A 17,308-nucleotide genomic window follows, 5' to 3' on the forward strand; every position below is an offset into this window, starting at 1 on the left:
GACATACTTTACTAGGTAATAAGCTTGTCGTCAATGCTAAATTTTTGTTGAACAAAAAAACACCCGGTGAGAGAGCCGGATGTTTTTGAGTAAATTAAGGTAAACTTTTACTTATTTAGTTTTTGCATAACTTCAACCTCTGCCGTTTGGGCATCAATAATTGATTGAGCTAGATTAATTATGTCTTCATTCTGACTTTTTACTAAAGCCTGTTTGGCCATTTCTATACCATTTTCATGATGCATAATCATCTGAATCAAAAATTCACGGTCAAAGTCCACGCCAGTTTTTGACTCTAGGGAAGCATATCCTTCATTCATCATGGTAATAGAAGTATCAGACATAGTCCGGCTCATGCTGTTAATTTGTGGTGAGCAAAAATTAGTTTTTTTGATCATTGAATTAAGTGCTGGATCAATTTTATATTTAAAATCCTGGGTTTTCAAGATACCAAAGCAAAATCCGATCCAGAGAACTATGAAGGCACAAAAAAGTGTAATTAAAGATTTGAACAGCCAGCACATCCAACATTTACCTAAAGTTGTGTTATGACTACAAGATCCAGAATTATTTGCGCAACATGTTATTGTCTCTGTTTGAGGAGAAACTATTTTTTTTGAGGCAGTTGCCTTTTTTATTTTAGCCATAGAAATTTATTTTAAAATTTATTGTATAATAATTTATATTATACCATAGAATTAAAACAGTGCATAGTGATTTGTTGCTCTTGCAAAGATACAAAGAAATTTTTTTTAATTTTCTTAGTTTTAATTTTTATAAATTTGCTTAGTGGTATAAAATCAATTTTTTTGCTATACTAAAAGACTAATCAACTAAATAAAACCTATATGGCTAAAGGAAAAATTGCAAATTTCATCAAAATTGTTGGTGTCTTGACCTTTGTTGGCACAATGCTAAGTAAGTTAATGCCTCTTTTAAAAGAAGAAAATCCAAAGTTAAAAAAGAAGATTAATCACATTGGATCATTACTTAATGAGCTCAAAGATGAAGTGGTCACTTTCGCGTCGGTAGTTGATAAAAAGAAAAAATAAGACTTTATCCACACATACATAAACACTCCCTGACTTTAAGGAGTGTTTATTTTTTTACAACTAACATATTTTTTAAGCTATCATTAGCTGGCGCATGATAACCTGTTGGATAGACAAGAATAGCTTTCATAATTGTTTCTATTGAATAACGAAACCCTTCTCCCCTCTTGGTGCCTGGATCGTTGGTAATAAATTCGTTAGTTTTTGGATCATGCCCTCGAATAATAATCATATGACGTTCTGGACCAGGTGCAGTAAAATATGGGTTATTAAGTTTCTGCCCGTTCATTGGTAAAAGAATAATGTTGCCAGCTTCTAGTTGTTTAATTATATCCGTTTCAGTAATATTTATTTGTATTTCTACGTTTGTATATTTAAAATAATCATTAAAAATCCAATCTTTTATATTAGTCAAACTGATATCTCGATATTCTCCATACTTATTTTGTTCAAAGTCCGATATTGCAAGAATTTTTGTCAAAGCTTCTTCTTTTGATAAGGATTTCCCCATTGTCCAGTACATAGCCATTAGAGCTGAGGCTTCCTCGCATCCATCTTGCTGTCTTTTGTCAGCCCAATCACCCGTTGGTGCTTGGGAAGTGAAAGGAACTGAATGATTAATTATTTTTTTGGTTTCCGTTGTATTTTTAATTTTGTCTGGGATGGGCGGAATATCTTTTGTTTGAGACGTAACTTCTTTTGGCATTGGCTTAGAAATTGAATTTGATTGTTTATTAGTATAGTAAATCTGTGTATGAGTAGGTTCGGTTGCAATAAGATATGCAAGTACGAAGCTCAGTATTATGAGTATACTAATTAATACATTTCGACGCATAAAATGGGTAAGAATTAAGACAGATGCTCAGGATGGTTGTGGCCAAGAGATATTTTTTCTTGTAGGTAATTTAAGTGTTTATCTTTAAGCGAGGCAAATCGACGTCGGTTTGTGCCAATTTTAAGAATAATATCGGCAGCATATTGACCACCGAGGAAGTGAGGTAGTATTACGTAGTCTACTCCACGTTCATAGAGATTAAGGGCATCGTGTATTGTGTGGGCAACCATCATTATTATAGCCTTAGAATTTTTTTTGCGAATTGTCTCTACAATTAGTCGGTTACTAGAAAATGAAGGAATAGTTGAAATTAGTAATTCTAAACTTTTAGTATCAATGCTTTCAAGAAAACTAATATCGCTGGCATCACCGTATTCAGCTCTCACCCCTGCAATCTCAAGATCCGTAATTGTTTCTGGATTATAGTCTATAACAAGGAAGCGTTTATTTTTTTTACTAAAAGTATCTACAAAGTCATAGCCAATTCGATTACAGCCAAATAAAATAATTGGATAGCGTTTATTTCTATAAGACTGCTCTTTGGGATTTTTTTGTTCAAAGATCTGTAACCAAGGTTCTAAGAGAGTATAAATACTATCAGAGTGTAGGATTAGATAGCTGGATATAAAGATAGTTATTAAGGCCACTAACGTAATCATTGATAAAATGGCTGTATCAAGATGGCCAAGACTAACACCGAGAGTGATAAGAATTAAAGAAAATTCACTGACTTGAGCAACGGCCAGAGCAGTCTTAAAGCTTGTTTGTTTTCTGTAGCCAAAATAGCGCATGATTATCATTAAAATAAGTGGATTACCGATAATAATGAATAATGAGAATATCAAAGCTTTAGGGAAAAGAGTGATGATATCCCCTAGCGCCATTTGTGCACCCAACATAATGAAAAATAAAACAATAAAAAAATCACGGAGCGGAGCTAAGCGTGCACTTATTTCATGTCGGGCAGGCAGGGCTGCCAAGGACACACCAGCAATCAATGCTCCAGTCTCTAAAGAAAAACCGGCTAATTTAAATACTGAGGCAATAATAAACCCCCAGCTTATAGAAAATAAAAATAGTAATTCTTGAGAGTGAGAAAAAAAGTTATTAAGAGGTTTAAGAACTTTGTTAGCGATAAGCCATATCAGACCTACCATTATGACGCCTTTACAAAAAGTAAAAAGGATATCTAGTGACGAAGCATCAGGATTTGAGATAATTGGAATAGAAAATAAAAGAATTAAAGCGATAAAATCTTGAATTAATAAAAAGCCAGTAGCAATTTTGGCATGAAGTGTTTCCAGCTCATTTTTATCTGACAATAGTTTTAGGATTATAATAGTACTGGAAAAGGCTAAGCCGATTCCAATATACATTGAGACTGTATTCTCATAACCAATAAAACGAGCAATAGTATAACCAAGAACGCTAGTAATAATAACCTGGCCGATACCGGTAAATAAGGAAACCTTTCCAAATTGTTTTATTAAATGAGGACTTAAATTTAGACCAACTGTAAAAAGCAGAATTGAAATTCCAATTTCACTAAATAATTTAAAAATTTCAAAAGAATGTATGAAGTTAAGAAAAAAGGGACCGACAATTAAGCCAGTAAGAATATGACTAACAATTAAGGGCTGTCGTAACATTCTCATGACAATAGCCACAAGAGCGCCAATAGCAATAATTAATGACAACTCAAAAAATAATGAGCTTTCAAAAACTTGCATATCAAAAAATAAATTCATACTTATAGTATAGCAATTTTTTTGGGTTCAAAAAAGAATCTTATTACTTGAATAAGATTCTTTAAAATAGTTTTTAGTATTACGGTAAGTAATTAGTTGGGTCAACTGGTATCCCATTTAATCGAACTTCAAAGTGGAGGTGAGGTCCAGTTGTTAATGGACCGGCTCCTGGAGTACCTGGAGTAGCCCCAGAAAGACCGATAATCTGCCCCTGAGTAACATACTCGTCTTCTTTTACATACAGACGGGAAACGTGTCCATAGACTGTAGACAGACCATCAGCATGAATTAACATGATATAACTATAGCCTAATCCCCCATTCTTGGCTCGACCAACATAACCAGAAGCGGCTGCTCGTATTGGAGTTCCTTGAGGTGATCGGATATCTATAGCTGGATGCTCAAAAATATTTCGGAATGGATATGAGGGGTCATGGAAATAGGCAGAAATAGAATGACTCGGAACAGGCCAAATGAAACCGTTATAGCTTAGGGTGATTTTATCTTTTCCTGCCTGGTTTACTTTCTCACGTAAAGTTCTCTCAAGATTTAGAATGTCAGAAGAAGCTGAATTTTGTTCTTGCTTTGCTGAAGTAAGTAGGCGTTGATACTCAGATTCTGAGCTTCTTGTTTGATCAAGTAAATAATTTTTTGTATCTTGTTCACCAACTAAAGCTATTTGCCTTTCTTCTAGAATTTTTCGTAATTGACGTAATTTTTCACTATTAGCATTTAATTTTTCTTGACTATCCCCTAGCCTTTCTTTAGTAAAGCGTAAGTCTGATAAATTATCGGAAATTTTATTATTTATATTTTCAAGATATCTAACCTGATTTACGTAATCAGTTAAGTAGTTATTCAGTAAAAGAATTTCTAATTGTGATTTTCCGTCTTCTTGACTTAGTAATTTTATGGCTGTCCCAAGGCTATCTTTATTGGTAGAAATTTTCTTGTCCATTTCTAAAATTTCAAAATTTACTTTTTGAATTTCCAGATTTGTAGTTTCAATATCAATTTTGGCTTGAGCAAGACTTAACTCAGTTTCGGCAGTTCGATTTTTAACTAGTTCTAATTGATTTTCTAAGGTTGAACGTTCAGCTTGGGTTTTTTCAATTTTTTTCTTGTATTCTTCTTGTTGTTTTTTAATAGCTTCAAGTTCTGATCGTCGTTGTTTTATTGTATTATCAAGCTCTTTAATTTCATTTGATAATGGTGCATTAGTAGCACTAAAAACTAAAGGTGATACAACAAAACCCAGTCCGATTAGAACTGTGATAATTGATAGTTTTAGAAAAACTGTGAACGTATCCATGATATATATTACAACGGTATTACTATATTATAGCACATTTTAGACGATTAGACGAATAGCATCATTAATTTTGGCTAATGTTTCATCTTTTCCAATAACTGCCGCAATTTCAAACGGACTTGGACTGGCCTTCTCGCCACTTAAGGAAACTCGAAGTGGCCAGAGATACTCCCCAAGGTTTTTATTGTCTTTTCGTAGGTATTCAACCACTGAATTTTCAAGATTTTCTTTGAGCCAGTTATCTTCCGTGATGTTTTCCAAAAATGTATGAAGCTCAATAAGGTAGGTTTTAGCATCTTCAAGGCTTGATTTTTTCCATATCAGTAAGTTTGGATCATAGATTAATGAAGATTGAAAGAAAAAGGCGGTAGATTCTGTAATGTCAGTTAATTTTTTTAATCGTGGTTGCTCAAGTGATAGAACTGATTTTAGAAATTCTGGTGATTGTTTATGAAGAGGCACATTTTCAATAAGTGGCTGGAAAAAAGGAAGAGTTAAAGTAAGTAAGTCATCGATATTTTTTTCACGAATATAATAGCCGTTAACATAATCTAATTTTTCATCATCAAAAATTGCTGGACTAGTACCAATGCCATTACTATCAAAAATATGTTCTAACTCAGACAAAGTAAAAAATTCTTGATTGTCTTTTGGATGCCAACCAAGTAAGGCACAAAAATTTGTTAAGGCTTCAGGTAAATATCCTTGTTGTAAATAAGCTTCAACAAAAACATCTCCTTGTCGTTTACTCAATTTTCCGCCACCTACTTTGTTTAGTATTAATGGAAAATGAATAAAAAGCGGAGGTTCCCAGCCAAAAGCTTGATACAAAAGAATATTTTTTGGGAGTGATGGTAGCCACTCATCCCCTCTTGTTACATGAGTAATTTTCATTTCATGATCATCAACCACTGAAGCTAGTTGATACGTTGGCCAGCCGTCAGATTTAAGTAGAACGTGGTCCTCAAGTTCACTAGCTTGAAAGGTAATGTCACCTCGTAATTCGTCATGAACAGTAACACTTCCTTCTAAGGGCATTGCTTGCCGAATAACATATTTTTCTCCCTTGGCAATTTTTTCTTTGGCTTCGATTAGAGGTAGATTTCTATAGCGACGATCATAGCGTGGTGGTAAATGAGCTGCAGTTTGTTCTTGACGCATGGCTTCTAACTCTTTGGAGGTTGCAAAACAATAATATGCTTTCCCGCTTTCTACAAGTTGATGAGCATATTTTTTATAGAGATCAAGCCGTTGACTTTGAATATATGGTGCATATTGACCCCCAAGATGTGGTCCTTCATTAAAGGTTATCCCCATTATTGAAAGAACCTTTAGTAAACTATCAACAGCACCTTCAACTTCACGTTTATTATCTGTATCTTCAATACGTAAAATAAGCTCACCTCCCCAGTGTTTAGCTAGTAAATAAGAAAATAAAGCCGTTCTAAAATTTCCCAGATGCAAAAATCCAGTTGGTGAAGGAGCGAGTCGTAATCGCGGTTTAGTAGTCATAGTATGATAGTCAGAAATTTTATAATGATTCAAAGTAGTTAATTATTTGGTCAGAACCAGTATAGCATGTTTGGTTATACCATAATAATGGGACTGCTAGATCATTTTCGTTAATTTTGCACAGCTCCCCTATTGACCTTAGCATTTCAGCGTTTTTCGGGTCAGCATTAATTTCCAGTTCAAAAAAATGAATACCATTTTCACGTATTTTATTATCAGCAACATAGTTATTAACTGTTTTGCAATGTAGACAAGTAGAGGAATAAAAATAAAAATTACCAGCTGGGATTGTAGCTTTTCTGGCAGTTGAATTGATTGATGAAAGATTAGTATCAGGCTTTGTGGTACAACCTGAAAGTGCTAGAAAGAAAAAAACAATTAATACTATTTTTGTATATTTCATAGAGATTATTTTAAATATACTTGCTTGCTAATTCCAGCAATAATTCCCAAACCCGCCATGGCCGAGACAATAGCTGAGCCTCCATAACTGATTAAAGGTAGTGGAACGCCTGTCATTGGTAAAAATCCAATAATTCCGCCGATATTTAAAATAACTTGGACAATTAACCAAATTCCAACACCAACTGATAGGTTACGTCCAAAACTATCGGGGGTAGCATTAGCAATTGAATACGTTCTATAAAATAAAAAACCAAATAGTCCAATTAATAATATGCCAACAATTAATCCAGTCTCCTCAGCAATAATTGCAAAAATAAAGTCGTTTTGCACTTCGGGTAAAAATAAAAATTTTTGACGACTTTCCCCTAACCCTCGTCCAAAAATTCCACCAGAACCAACGGCAATTAATGATTGATTAATCTGATAGCATGATCCTTGTGGGCTATAATCTGTATTAAAAACGCAACGAAAACGATCAAGTCTATACCCTTGACCGGCTAAAATAATTAATACTAATCCAATAACCCCAATGGAAATTAAGGTTAATATATGTTTAACTTTACCGCCACCAATGTAGTACACCGTGAAGGCAGTAATACTTAAAATAAATAAGGTGCCTACGTCTGGCTGCATCAACATCAATAAGACGATAATTCCATACATCCAAAGAAAAGAAGTAAATCGTTTTGGTGTGTCTGAGGTTTTTTCAAATAAAGCTGCAAGATAAACCACAAACGTTAATTTAACAAACTCAGCTGGTTGTACTGAAAAGCCAAAAATATTAATCCAACTACGAGAGCCATTTACTTCTTTACCTAAGCCAGGGATAAATACCAAAATTAATAAACCTAATGAGCAGAGTAATAGAAAAAAAGCTATTTTTCGTAAGTGTTTATAATCTATTCGTGAAGCTAGCCAAAAAGCCACGGCACCGATGGCCACACTGGCTAACTGATGTTTTACAAAATAGTAAGCGTCATTATAGGTACTATAGGCAATAATTGAGGAAGCGCTTGATAGCATGATTAAACCAAAGCCAAGAATTACTAAAATAGTTATCATAAATCCCCTATCAACTTTTAGGCGATCAGGTAGAAAATGTTTTTTTATAAAAAATACTAAACGAGAAAACATACATTAGTTATAAAGTTTAAAAAGTTATAAAGTTATAAAGTAAGTTTTAAATTTCTCTTTATAACATTTTTACATTATAACTTTAAGAACAATTACTGAAGTCGATCTAATAAAAATACCACTAAGCCAATTGCCGTAGATATCCAAGCAATGACCCAAAAACGCATTACTATTTTGGCTTCAGACCAGCCTTTTGCTTCAAAATGGTGGTGAATTGGAGCTGATAGAAATATTTTTTTCTTACGAAGTTTCTTTGAAAGAATTTGGATAATTGTTGAGACTGCTTCTAAAACAAAGACTGAACCAATAATCATTAAAATTAAAGCACTGTCAGTTAGCATACCAATAATTCCCAACGTAATACCAAGGCTCATTGAACCAGTATCGCCCATAAAAAATCGAGCCGGTGTGATGTTGAACCATAAAAATGCCAATAAACAACCAACTATAATGCCACATAAGGTTGCTAAATTAAACTTTCCGTTTACAAAGGCAATTACTGCATAGGCGGTAAAACTGGTTAATAAAACTCCGCCAGCTAAACCATCAAGACCATCAGTTTGATTAACAGAAAAAGCTGTCCCAACAATTACAACAATAAATACCAAAATATAACTCCAGCCTAATTCAAAATGACCAAGAAAGGGAATATTAAAAGTGTCTCTATCAAGTTTAAAATAAAACCATAACGCACCAATGGTAGCAATCAAGGTATAGATTAATAATCTACGGCTCATTGATAGCCCTCCTCCACCCGAAGCTCCTTTGCCTCGTACATCAAGCCAATCATCAAATAAACCGACTAGAGCCGTGGCCGCTAAAACTGCCAGCGGTAACCAAGTCTCAGTTCTTGATAAGAAATTAAGTTGTTTAAGAATTCCAATGTCTGTCCATTTTCCAAGATAGTAAATTGAAATAGCAAAGGCTAAGGTTGTAACCCAAATTAAGACACCACCCATAGTTGGCGTGCCACTTTTAGCAGCGTGTAATTTTGAAAAGATTGGTGTAGATCCAGAATTTCTGATGGTTTTTCCTAACTTATATTTATATAAAAAATTAGTCCATAAAGGCGTCCAGGCCATTGCTACTAAAAAGGCAGAAGTAGACAGAACAAGAACTTTAATGATTTGAAATTCCATATTTAGCTAAAGTTAATAATATAAAGTAAATACATTGCGATTAATAAAATAATATTTCCAATAATGGCAGTTATTAATAAAAGTTGACCAGGTGCTTGTTCTCGTTTTCTAACAAGTAAGACTGAGATTAAAAAGTTGCCAATAATTAAAATTAAGCCTATGAGGGGTAACTGATAAAGCTCTGATGAGCTCCCGATTTTATCAATTCCGAAAATAACATTGTAGTGTAAGATTGCCAATGAATCACCAAGTGAACGCTTTGAAATTATTGCCAGTGACCAACAAAGTCCATTAATTAAGAGGGCAATTCCTAAATATATATAAGAAGTTTTACGAAAAAAAAAGTCGGACATTGCAACACGGTATTGTCCGGCATTTATATAAATATAGTTCAATCCCTTAGAAAATAATAATTTCATAGACTAAATATACCATAAATTAAGCTAAGGTTCAAACTATAATTATTTGTTTTTTGACTGTTTTCTGACTACTGATTCTAGTATATGAATAGTTTTATCAATCTCTGATTTAGTTGTATATTTACTAAAACTAAGACGAATGGCACTTTGGGCAATTGATTGATTTTTGCCCATGGCTGCTAATACTGGTGATATTGAAATATCGCCTGAAGCACAAGCGGATCCGGTTGAGACGGCTATTCCGCTCTCATCTAATTTTGCTTGAAGCAAATCACCTTCTAGGCCTGGAAAGGAAATATTTAGATGTGAGGGTGAAGTAATTGTGATAGGAGAATTTATGATTACACTTGGTATCTGTTGTAGGATCTTTTTAGTGGCGTAATCTTTTAATTGGGTAAGTTTACGAAAAGATGAAGTTGATAGTTTTTCTGTGATAGTTAAAGCTTTGGCAAAACCAACTACTGCCGGTACATTCACTGTACCACTGCGAAGGTTGCGTTCTTGATGCCCACCGTGCAGTAGTGGTGTTAGCTCTGTGCTGGCACGAGCATACAATAATCCAACCCCTTTTGGTCCATAAATTTTATGGGCTGAGAGGCTTATTAAATCAACATGTAAATAATCAGGTTGGCAATTAAAAAATTGTAGGGCTTGGGTTGCATCTGTGTGAAAAAGAATGGGACGGGGTTTTTGACCGCGTTTTCTTGTTTGAGTGTTAAGCCACAGCTTTTTTTGCTGTTCATTATATTTTTTTAACAATCTTCCAATCTTTTTAATTGGCTGAATAACACCTGTTTCACTATTTACATAGCCAATCGAAATTAAACAAGTTTTTTGGGTTATTGCCTTAATGACATCAAAAGGATTTACTAGCCCCTTGCTATCAACTTGTAGATAGGTAACACTGGCTCCCCTGCTTTCCAAATAGGCACAAGGCTCCAAGATAGAGCTGTGTTCAATTTTACTAGTTATTATATGAACATTAGGTAGGTTCTTTTCATGCCAAGCCACGCCTTTTAATGCCAAGTTGTTTGATTCAGTGGCTCCGGAAGTAAAGATTATTTCATTGCCACTAGTGTTTAAAATATTAGCTATTGAATAACGAGCATCATCAACAGCTTTTAAGCTCGCCTGCCCAAGTGAGTGAACTGAAGCTGGATTAGCAAATTGTTTTGAAAAAAAAGGCAGCATTGCCTTTAGCACATTTGGGTCTATGGGAGTTGTGGCGGCGTTATCGAGATAAATCATAAACTAGTTATAAAGCTGAAATGTAATAAAGTTATAAAGTGTCTCATGTGAAGACGACGATTTGGGAAAATAACTATTTAACAATTACTTTGGTTCCCACCTCTGTCCATTCATAAAGAATCTCTGCAGCTTTAACTCCAAGCCGAATGCATCCGTGTGAAACTGGTTGGCCTAAGTGATTAGCACCTTCTTTATATCCACCTGGCCATTCTGGTAATTCGTGAATACCCATTCTGGTTCCTTTAAGTCCAAGCCAGTATGGCATCCATAGACCATATGTTTTTGACCATGCACGTTTGGATTTATTTCCAACGCTATATTCCCCTTTTGGTGTAGCCATGCCCGGCTTGCCAGTTGAAACAGTGTGAGTGCGAATAGTAACACCGTTTAATTGTTGATACAACTCTTGTTTCTTTAAATCAATGGTAATTGTTTTTATAAGCTTTTTTGATTCAGTTGATAATGGATCAAAACCATTTCTAATCTCCAGACCATCAACAAAGCCATCGCCATCACTGTCCGGATGGTTAGGGTTTGTTTTGAATTGAATTTCCTGGCTATCAACTAAGCCGTCTTTGTCAGTATCCAGGGGTGTAGCACCAAATGTAGCGTTAGCTGATACAAAAAATACGGTTAGTAATAATAGGAATATTATTCTTTTCATATGATAACTATAGCAAACTGACTAGAGTTAGCAATAATTTCTAATAAAAAAACAACCCTTAGCTTATTGCTTGCTTCGGGTTGGTGGATCATTTTTAAATTTCTCGAATAATAATGTTTTTTGTCTGGAATTGTTTGTTCTATGTGAAGATATTATCCTCCTAGTTAATTATTTAATAATCGCCTGATTATTCAGGTCGTACTTTTTAATGCCGTTAACGGGACAGTCGCTGTATTTTGCCCTTTGTATCCTGCGGTGTACTAGGACCGTCCATTGCCGTCACGGCTTTCTGTGTGCTCCATGCTGGAGCGTCTTGTTTTCCCCTCGCTTTTTGAGGTTTTCTGCTACCTTAGGGGGGGGGTTGTTGCCGGCTGCTCTTCTGATCTATTTTTTTTCTTTTTTTCTTTCTATCGCAATCAAATTGACCTCCTTTCGTTTGTAGTTTGATATTGAAGTGCCTAATTATTTAGGTCACTTTCTTTTTATGGAACTCGGTTAACGTTAAGTACAATAGCATACAATCAATATAATGTCAAGAGCTTGCTTGTTCTATCACATTTTTATGGCTAATATTAAATAAAAAACTTCCATTATATTTTAATATTTATAGCAATTGAAAATACAATTGTTAACAATTCGTTCACAGTTTTTCCCATTGCTTAAAAGCCATTTGAACTGTAGGATGTATGTATGAATAATCCCTCTCAAATCATTTCAAAGCTACCACCACAGAATCTTGAGGCTGAAAACTTTGTTTTAGGCTCACTTTTGATTGATCAGAACACAATTGTGAAAATTGCTGACATTTTGAACCCTGAAGATTTCTATAAAGACAGTCATGGAACGATTTTTCATTGCATGAAAGAGCTCTATGCTCATCGTGAACCAATTGATATTTTAAGCCTTACTTCAAAACTTGAAGAAAAAGGCAAACTTGAAGCTGTTGGTGGACGTTCATACATTGCCAACCTGGCAAATTCAGTTGGCACAGCTTCCAACGTTGTTTACTATGCAGAATTAATTCAACGTAAAGCAACTCTTCGTCGTTTAATCACAGCTGCTTCTGATATTAGTGAACTTGGATATGAAGAAGATGAGGAGATAGATAAAATTCTTGATAATGCTGAACAAAAACTTTTTAATGTTTCTCAAAAGTTTTTAAAGCAAGCGTTTCAACCGATTGATACGTTATTGAACGAAGCTTTTGATCGTATTGATGAATTACATAAACAATCAGGCAAACTGCGTGGTCTAACAACTGGTTTTACAGACCTTGATAATCTTTTGGCCGGTTTACAAAAGTCAGACTTAATTATTTTGGCAGCTCGTCCCAGTGTTGGAAAAACTTCGTTAGCAATGGATATTGCACGGCAGACTGCAGTTATTAATAAAATTCCGGTTGGTGTGTTCTCTTTAGAAATGAGTAAAGAGCAATTAGTTGATCGTATGTTATGTGCAGAAGCTGGAGTTAGTTTATGGAAAATGAGAACAGGAAAACTATCTGATCGGGATGACAATGATGATTTCTCAAAGATTGGACAGGCCATGGGAGTATTAGCAGAAACGCCAATCTTTATTGATGACTCAGCCAGTGCCAATATTATGGAAATCAGAACCAAGGCTCGCCGTTTGCAAATGGAGCATAAACTTGGTTTGATTGTGATTGACTATTTGCAGCTGATGGAAGGTCGTGGAAAATACGGTGATAATCGTGTGCAAGAAGTTGCAGAAATTACTCGTGCCTTGAAAGGATTAGCTCGTGAATTAAATATTCCGGTTTTGGCTTTGTCACAGTTAGCTCGAGCAGTTGAACAAACAAAGCCAGCTATCCCCCGTTTATCGCACTTGCGTGAATCTGGATCTATTGAACAGGACGCTGACGTGGTAATGTTTATATATCGAAAAGCAGCTGACCGTGGATATCAAATTGAAGAATTAACTGAAGCAGAAAAGTCTGTTGCTCAGATTTATGTAGCTAAACACCGTAATGGTCCAACCGGACGAGTTGATCTATTTTTTGATGAAAACACAGTTAGTTTCAAAAACTTAGCTAAGGGTGAATATGATATTCCGGATGATCTGAATGAATAACTAATTAACATAGATCCCCGTCTTCACGGGGACATGCTTTATAACTTTACAACTTTATAACAAAATATTTTATGTTTGAAAAACTTAAACAAATCAAAGATCTACGTTCGCAAGCTAAAACAATGCAAAGTGTTTTGGCAACTGAATCTGTTACTGCTGAAAAAGGCGGTGTGACAGTTACCTTAAATGGTAATCTTGAAGTTACGGCTTTTGCAATTGGTGATGGTATGACCAAAGCTCAAATTGAAAAAGCTTCACTTGAGGCTGTTAATGATGCGATAAAAAAAGCCCAAAAAGTTATTGCCCAGAAAATGCAAGCAATGGGTGGTCTATCCCAGTTTGGTCTTTAGTTTTGTAACTTAAACTTAATGCGTTTCCCTGTCTCCTTAGAAAGACTTATTTCTTTATTTTCACGATTGCCTTCAGTTGGCCCAAAAACTGCTGAGAGGTATGTTTTTTATTTACTGAAACAAAATCCAGCTTGGCTTCAGGAAATGGCGCAAGCTTTAAATGATTTACCACAAAAAATTACAACCTGTTCAATTTGTAATGTCATAACTGAAATTGATCCCTGTTCAATTTGTAGTGACTCAAAGCGGGATGCTGGTTTGTTATGTGTTGTGGCTGATAGTCGTGATATGTTGATTCTGGAAGATACGGGATTGTATAAGGGGTATTATTTTGTCTTGGGAGGCACCATTAATACGATTGAGGGAATAAAGCCTTCTGATATTAAAGTCCGAGAACTAGTAGCTCGAATTAATGATTTAAAGCCTAAAGAAGTTATTTTGGCTTTTGATCCAAATCTTGAAGGCGAGACAACGGTATTATATTTAACAAAATTAATTAAACCTTCAGGGATTAAATTATCACGTCTGGCAAAAGGTTTGCCAAGTGGTGCCAATATTGAATATGCTGATGAGCTAACACTTGGTCATGCCTTGAAGTTTAGGAGTGAGGTGTAGATTTCTTTAATCATCTAGCTAGCTTATGAAAACGGAGAATAATTTTAATATAGAGCAACAATCAAACGAAGAAGAGCGATTTATTAATGAAAAAATTACATGGTTAAAATATGTTTATAACCAAGAAGCTAGGTTAAACAATCTTTCTGGTCATGGTTTTGGACTGCGTAGACCCGATTATGAAAGACGATCAGACGATGCATTTGAAGAAAGTCAAAATATTAATTTCCCTGCGTCGACTATTTTTGAGTTGAACGGTACAAACTATACATTCGAAGTTGATAAGGGCGTTTTTAATCCTGAATTTTTTAGCATTTCCAAAAGAGTCGCAGCGGATTTTCCATACCAAGAATTAAAGGATAAATCAATATTAGAATTTGGTCCTGGGATTGGTGCACAAATGGTTTTACTTGGATTGAATGGTGCAAAAAAAGTTGTTGGGATTGAATCTAATACAAAATCAGTTGAGAATTCACAAAAAAATATTAAGAAATATAATCTTGAAGACACAGTTGAGATACGAAAAGGAAATATGTTCTCCTCTCTAAAAGAAAATGAAAAATTTGCTTCAATCTATTTTCATTCTCCATACTTCTTTAAAAATGAAGTTAATGGTGACCTTAATTCCGCTCTTTATGATCAAGACTATGAGGCACTCATTAGATTTATTTACCTTGGAAAAAAATATTTAGAACCAGAAGGAAATTTACTTCTTTTGTATAGTGATACTATCAATATGGATTTAATGTCAACAATAATTAAAGATGCGGATATGACTGAGGAAATAATCAAACGCTATAAATCAAAAAGTCGCATGGAACCTTTAGGTTTTATTTTTTCAAAAATTTACCCCAATAATTAATCCAAAATACTCTAGATATAGTGTCTTTATAAAAAAGTCTGGGTTATCAGGCTCAACTATATCACTCTATTGACATTTTCTACCCGTTTGGTAAAGTAGAAGTCTACCGTCCTGTAATTCCTTCCTTAGGAAGGTAGAAAACGTTCTTTCATATTTGTTCTTCCTTTTATTTACTTGCCAGTTTGGTATGCACCCTATGCCAACTGGCATGTATATTATATTACAATTTTATCTAGCTTCAGCTTATATACACCTTTATTTGACCATATGGTTACAATATTAAAGTATTTAAGCTTTTTTATTTTTAAAAAAACAAGTTTCTCTTTGATGTCTATAAAATAATTTCCGCAATTCTGAAATCTGAGTCTAAATTCATTGATGTCTAAATAGAAAATGCATTGACCTGATAAGATTATTTATTAACTATTTCTTATTTAATTATAAAAAAACACCCCCATTTCGGAGGTGTTTTTTGGTAGTAAGTACTAGGCAATACTTATAATCTTTACTTTAGTGGCAATTTGACGATGTCCAACATTTCGGCGGTAACGAGTTTTGTTCTTAAATTTAATAACACTAACTTTCTTGCCTTTTTCAGTGCTAACAATTTCACCAGTAACTTTTTCGCCTAATGATGGCAGACCAAGGTTAATTGCTCCGCTGTCATCAAAAGTCATCAAAGTTTTAAAGGACACATTAGCACCTGCATCCCCTTCTAGTTTTTCAATTGAGACAACGTCATTTTCCTTAACTTTATATTGTTTTCCACCAGTTTTAATAATAGCTAATTTCATACCATCTTTTCTTTAAAAATAAGATTCCTGGGTTACCAGGAAAAGTATTATCAATATTACCTAACAACTTCCCTTCTGTCAAGCCAACGAAAAGCCCCAAGGAAAATAAGCATTAAAACGAAAAGTCCAAGTAAACTATAGATTTTTCCTCGACTTTGTAAAAATAAACCACTAAGGCCAAAAACAAGTGATATCAAACAAAATGTCAAAACGGTTAAACGTGGACCGAGACCAGCATCAAATAATCGAAAGTGCAGATGAAAACGATCAGCCTTAAACGGGCTTTGACGTTTAATAATTCGTCGAATAATTGTCCAGATAACATCTAGGACCGGAATACCCATAATTAACAAAGCAATCGCAATTTTTCCTCCAGATATAATTGATAGCACCCCAAGCATAAAACCAAGAAATAGTGATCCGCCTTCGCCTAGGAAAATTTTTGCCGGATGCCAGTTAAGAAATAGAAATCCCAGAGATGCAGCTGCAAGCATTAAAGCAGCAAAGGCAATATCAGGTTGAAGCCAACGTGTTGTGGTGGTAAAAAGAAAAATAACTAAACTGCCAACAACAGTTATTGATCCAACTAGTCCATCAACTCCGTCTAGTAACTTAGTAGTGTAGGTCATTCCTAGAATCCAAAGTATGGTAAAGGAATCAGAAATTAAATTAAAATAAAATGTTTTATCCCCCCATATAAGAATAGGAAATTGTAAGGTATCTAAATATAGATATCCGCCACTTGGATTGGTAATTTTTTCAATCCCAACACCGCTTATCACAACGGCTAAGGCAGCTAAGAGTGGAAAGATAAACTGCTTCAAGGGAGAAAGTTTTTTTATATCGTCAATCAAGCCGCCGATCATTAATAATAAGCCACCAATAAGAACGCCTAACCAATGATGAACTTCTAAATTTCCAGCGAGAATAATATTTCTTCCAATATACAGTGTAATCAAAAGGGATATAAAAATGGCTATACCGCCTAAAAGAGGGGTTGCTCCTGAATGTTTTTTTCTGTCTAAATCAGGTGTATCAACAACTCTAAAATAAAGGGCAATTTTTTTCATTGCCCACGTTAATATAAGCGAAGATACACATGTCAAAATAAAAAAAGTTGTATACATA

Annotated in this window: 18 protein-coding genes; 5 read left to right on the plus strand and 13 right to left on the minus strand. The window is 34.6% G+C overall.

Annotation, left to right across the window (positions count from 1 at the left end; genetic code table 11):
* Positions 1-107: 107 nt before the first annotated feature.
* Complete coding sequence (locus IPN41_02415; GenBank protein ID QQS59961.1) at positions 108-647, minus strand: DUF305 domain-containing protein; 540 nt, start codon at positions 645-647, stop codon at positions 108-110.
* Positions 648-848: 201 nt separating this feature from the next.
* Here IPN41_02415 and IPN41_02420 point away from each other — a divergent pair, with 201 nt between their 5' ends.
* A complete protein-coding gene (locus IPN41_02420) occupies positions 849-1,052 on the plus strand; it encodes a hypothetical protein (GenBank protein ID QQS59962.1) in 204 nt (67 codons plus the stop codon).
* Positions 1,053-1,098: 46 nt separating this feature from the next.
* Here IPN41_02420 and IPN41_02425 read toward each other — a convergent pair whose 3' ends face one another.
* The 10 genes from IPN41_02425 to IPN41_02470 all read right to left on the minus strand — a co-directional run bounded on the left by IPN41_02425 (position 1,099) and on the right by IPN41_02470 (position 11,468).
* On the minus strand, positions 1,099-1,887 hold the full coding sequence (locus IPN41_02425) for a C39 family peptidase (GenBank protein ID QQS59963.1): 789 nt from the start codon (positions 1,885-1,887) through the stop codon (positions 1,099-1,101).
* Positions 1,888-1,901: 14 nt separating this feature from the next.
* On the minus strand, positions 1,902-3,635 hold the full coding sequence (locus IPN41_02430) for a cation:proton antiporter (GenBank protein QQS59964.1): 1,734 nt from the start codon (positions 3,633-3,635) through the stop codon (positions 1,902-1,904).
* Between the two features lie 79 nt (positions 3,636-3,714).
* Positions 3,715-4,947, minus strand: a complete 1,233-nt coding sequence (locus IPN41_02435; GenBank protein ID QQS59965.1) for a peptidoglycan DD-metalloendopeptidase family protein — start codon at positions 4,945-4,947, stop codon at positions 3,715-3,717.
* A 39-nt stretch (positions 4,948-4,986) separates the two neighbouring features.
* Entirely contained in the window at positions 4,987-6,459 is a 1,473-nt protein-coding gene (locus IPN41_02440; protein ID QQS59966.1) for a glutamate--tRNA ligase, read from the minus strand.
* A 19-nt stretch (positions 6,460-6,478) separates the two neighbouring features.
* A complete protein-coding gene (locus IPN41_02445) occupies positions 6,479-6,862 on the minus strand; it encodes a hypothetical protein (GenBank protein QQS59967.1) in 384 nt (127 codons plus the stop codon).
* Between the two features lie 5 nt (positions 6,863-6,867).
* On the minus strand, positions 6,868-7,998 hold the full coding sequence (gene ftsW, locus IPN41_02450) for a putative lipid II flippase FtsW (protein ID QQS59968.1): 1,131 nt from the start codon (positions 7,996-7,998) through the stop codon (positions 6,868-6,870).
* A gap of 92 nt (positions 7,999-8,090) precedes the next feature.
* On the minus strand, positions 8,091-9,137 hold the full coding sequence (gene mraY / locus IPN41_02455; protein QQS59969.1) for a phospho-N-acetylmuramoyl-pentapeptide-transferase: 1,047 nt from the start codon (positions 9,135-9,137) through the stop codon (positions 8,091-8,093).
* A gap of 2 nt (positions 9,138-9,139) precedes the next feature.
* Positions 9,140-9,556 carry a hypothetical protein gene (locus IPN41_02460; GenBank protein QQS59970.1) on the minus strand — a complete coding sequence of 139 codons (417 nt, stop codon included), beginning with the start codon at positions 9,554-9,556 and terminating at the stop codon, positions 9,140-9,142.
* 42 nt (positions 9,557-9,598) lie between these two features.
* The gene (locus IPN41_02465) at positions 9,599-10,804 is read right to left on the minus strand and encodes a cysteine desulfurase (GenBank protein ID QQS59971.1); all 1,206 of its coding nucleotides are present in this window, start codon (positions 10,802-10,804) and stop codon (positions 9,599-9,601) included.
* A 73-nt stretch (positions 10,805-10,877) separates the two neighbouring features.
* Positions 10,878-11,468: a L,D-transpeptidase family protein gene (locus tag IPN41_02470; GenBank protein ID QQS59972.1), complete on the minus strand. Its 591-nt coding sequence runs from the start codon at positions 11,466-11,468 to the stop codon at positions 10,878-10,880.
* Between the two features lie 690 nt (positions 11,469-12,158).
* On the opposite strand from IPN41_02470, the gene dnaB reads away from it, so the two are divergent.
* The 4 genes from dnaB (at position 12,159) to IPN41_02490 (ending at position 15,386) form a co-directional block, all read left to right on the plus strand.
* On the plus strand, positions 12,159-13,559 hold the full coding sequence (gene dnaB, locus IPN41_02475) for a replicative DNA helicase (protein ID QQS59973.1): 1,401 nt from the start codon (positions 12,159-12,161) through the stop codon (positions 13,557-13,559).
* A 71-nt stretch (positions 13,560-13,630) separates the two neighbouring features.
* Positions 13,631-13,909 (plus strand): YbaB/EbfC family nucleoid-associated protein, encoded by a 279-nt coding sequence (locus IPN41_02480; protein QQS59974.1) that lies wholly within the window; start codon positions 13,631-13,633, stop codon positions 13,907-13,909.
* Positions 13,910-13,927: 18 nt separating this feature from the next.
* Complete coding sequence (gene recR / locus IPN41_02485; protein QQS59975.1) at positions 13,928-14,524, plus strand: recombination protein RecR; 597 nt, start codon at positions 13,928-13,930, stop codon at positions 14,522-14,524.
* Positions 14,525-14,549: 25 nt separating this feature from the next.
* On the plus strand, positions 14,550-15,386 hold the full coding sequence (locus IPN41_02490; GenBank protein QQS59976.1) for a methyltransferase: 837 nt from the start codon (positions 14,550-14,552) through the stop codon (positions 15,384-15,386).
* A gap of 485 nt (positions 15,387-15,871) precedes the next feature.
* Here IPN41_02490 and rplU read toward each other — a convergent pair whose 3' ends face one another.
* Complete coding sequence (rplU, locus tag IPN41_02495; GenBank protein ID QQS59977.1) at positions 15,872-16,180, minus strand: 50S ribosomal protein L21; 309 nt, start codon at positions 16,178-16,180, stop codon at positions 15,872-15,874.
* A gap of 56 nt (positions 16,181-16,236) precedes the next feature.
* Complete coding sequence (locus IPN41_02500) at positions 16,237-17,307, minus strand: undecaprenyl/decaprenyl-phosphate alpha-N-acetylglucosaminyl 1-phosphate transferase (GenBank protein QQS59978.1); 1,071 nt, start codon at positions 17,305-17,307, stop codon at positions 16,237-16,239.
* Position 17,308: the final 1 nt, after the last annotated feature.

The sequence above is a fragment of the Candidatus Falkowbacteria bacterium genome, assembly GCA_016699775.1.
Classification (GTDB): Bacteria; Patescibacteriota; Patescibacteriia; order Patescibacteriales; family Patescibacteriaceae; genus Patescibacterium; species Patescibacterium danicum.

Coding starts and splice junctions, on each gene's coding strand:
- IPN41_02415 (QQS59961.1), bottom strand. CDS start 647: ATGGCTAAAATAAAAAAGGCAACTGCCTCAAAAAAAATAGTTTCTCCT.
- IPN41_02420 (QQS59962.1), top strand. CDS start 849: ATGGCTAAAGGAAAAATTGCAAATTTCATCAAAATTGTTGGTGTCTTG.
- IPN41_02425 (QQS59963.1), bottom strand. CDS start 1,887: ATGCGTCGAAATGTATTAATTAGTATACTCATAATACTGAGCTTCGTA.
- IPN41_02430 (QQS59964.1), bottom strand. CDS start 3,635: ATGAATTTATTTTTTGATATGCAAGTTTTTGAAAGCTCATTATTTTTT.
- IPN41_02435 (QQS59965.1), bottom strand. CDS start 4,947: ATGGATACGTTCACAGTTTTTCTAAAACTATCAATTATCACAGTTCTA.
- IPN41_02440 (QQS59966.1), bottom strand. CDS start 6,459: ATGACTACTAAACCGCGATTACGACTCGCTCCTTCACCAACTGGATTT.
- IPN41_02445 (QQS59967.1), bottom strand. CDS start 6,862: ATGAAATATACAAAAATAGTATTAATTGTTTTTTTCTTTCTAGCACTT.
- ftsW (QQS59968.1), bottom strand. CDS start 7,998: ATGTTTTCTCGTTTAGTATTTTTTATAAAAAAACATTTTCTACCTGAT.
- mraY (QQS59969.1), bottom strand. CDS start 9,137: ATGGAATTTCAAATCATTAAAGTTCTTGTTCTGTCTACTTCTGCCTTT.
- IPN41_02460 (QQS59970.1), bottom strand. CDS start 9,556: ATGAAATTATTATTTTCTAAGGGATTGAACTATATTTATATAAATGCC.
- IPN41_02465 (QQS59971.1), bottom strand. CDS start 10,804: ATGATTTATCTCGATAACGCCGCCACAACTCCCATAGACCCAAATGTG.
- IPN41_02470 (QQS59972.1), bottom strand. CDS start 11,468: ATGAAAAGAATAATATTCCTATTATTACTAACCGTATTTTTTGTATCA.
- dnaB (QQS59973.1), top strand. CDS start 12,159: ATGAATAATCCCTCTCAAATCATTTCAAAGCTACCACCACAGAATCTT.
- IPN41_02480 (QQS59974.1), top strand. CDS start 13,631: ATGTTTGAAAAACTTAAACAAATCAAAGATCTACGTTCGCAAGCTAAA.
- recR (QQS59975.1), top strand. CDS start 13,928: ATGCGTTTCCCTGTCTCCTTAGAAAGACTTATTTCTTTATTTTCACGA.
- IPN41_02490 (QQS59976.1), top strand. CDS start 14,550: ATGAAAACGGAGAATAATTTTAATATAGAGCAACAATCAAACGAAGAA.
- rplU (QQS59977.1), bottom strand. CDS start 16,180: ATGAAATTAGCTATTATTAAAACTGGTGGAAAACAATATAAAGTTAAG.
- IPN41_02500 (QQS59978.1), bottom strand. CDS start 17,307: ATGTATACAACTTTTTTTATTTTGACATGTGTATCTTCGCTTATATTA.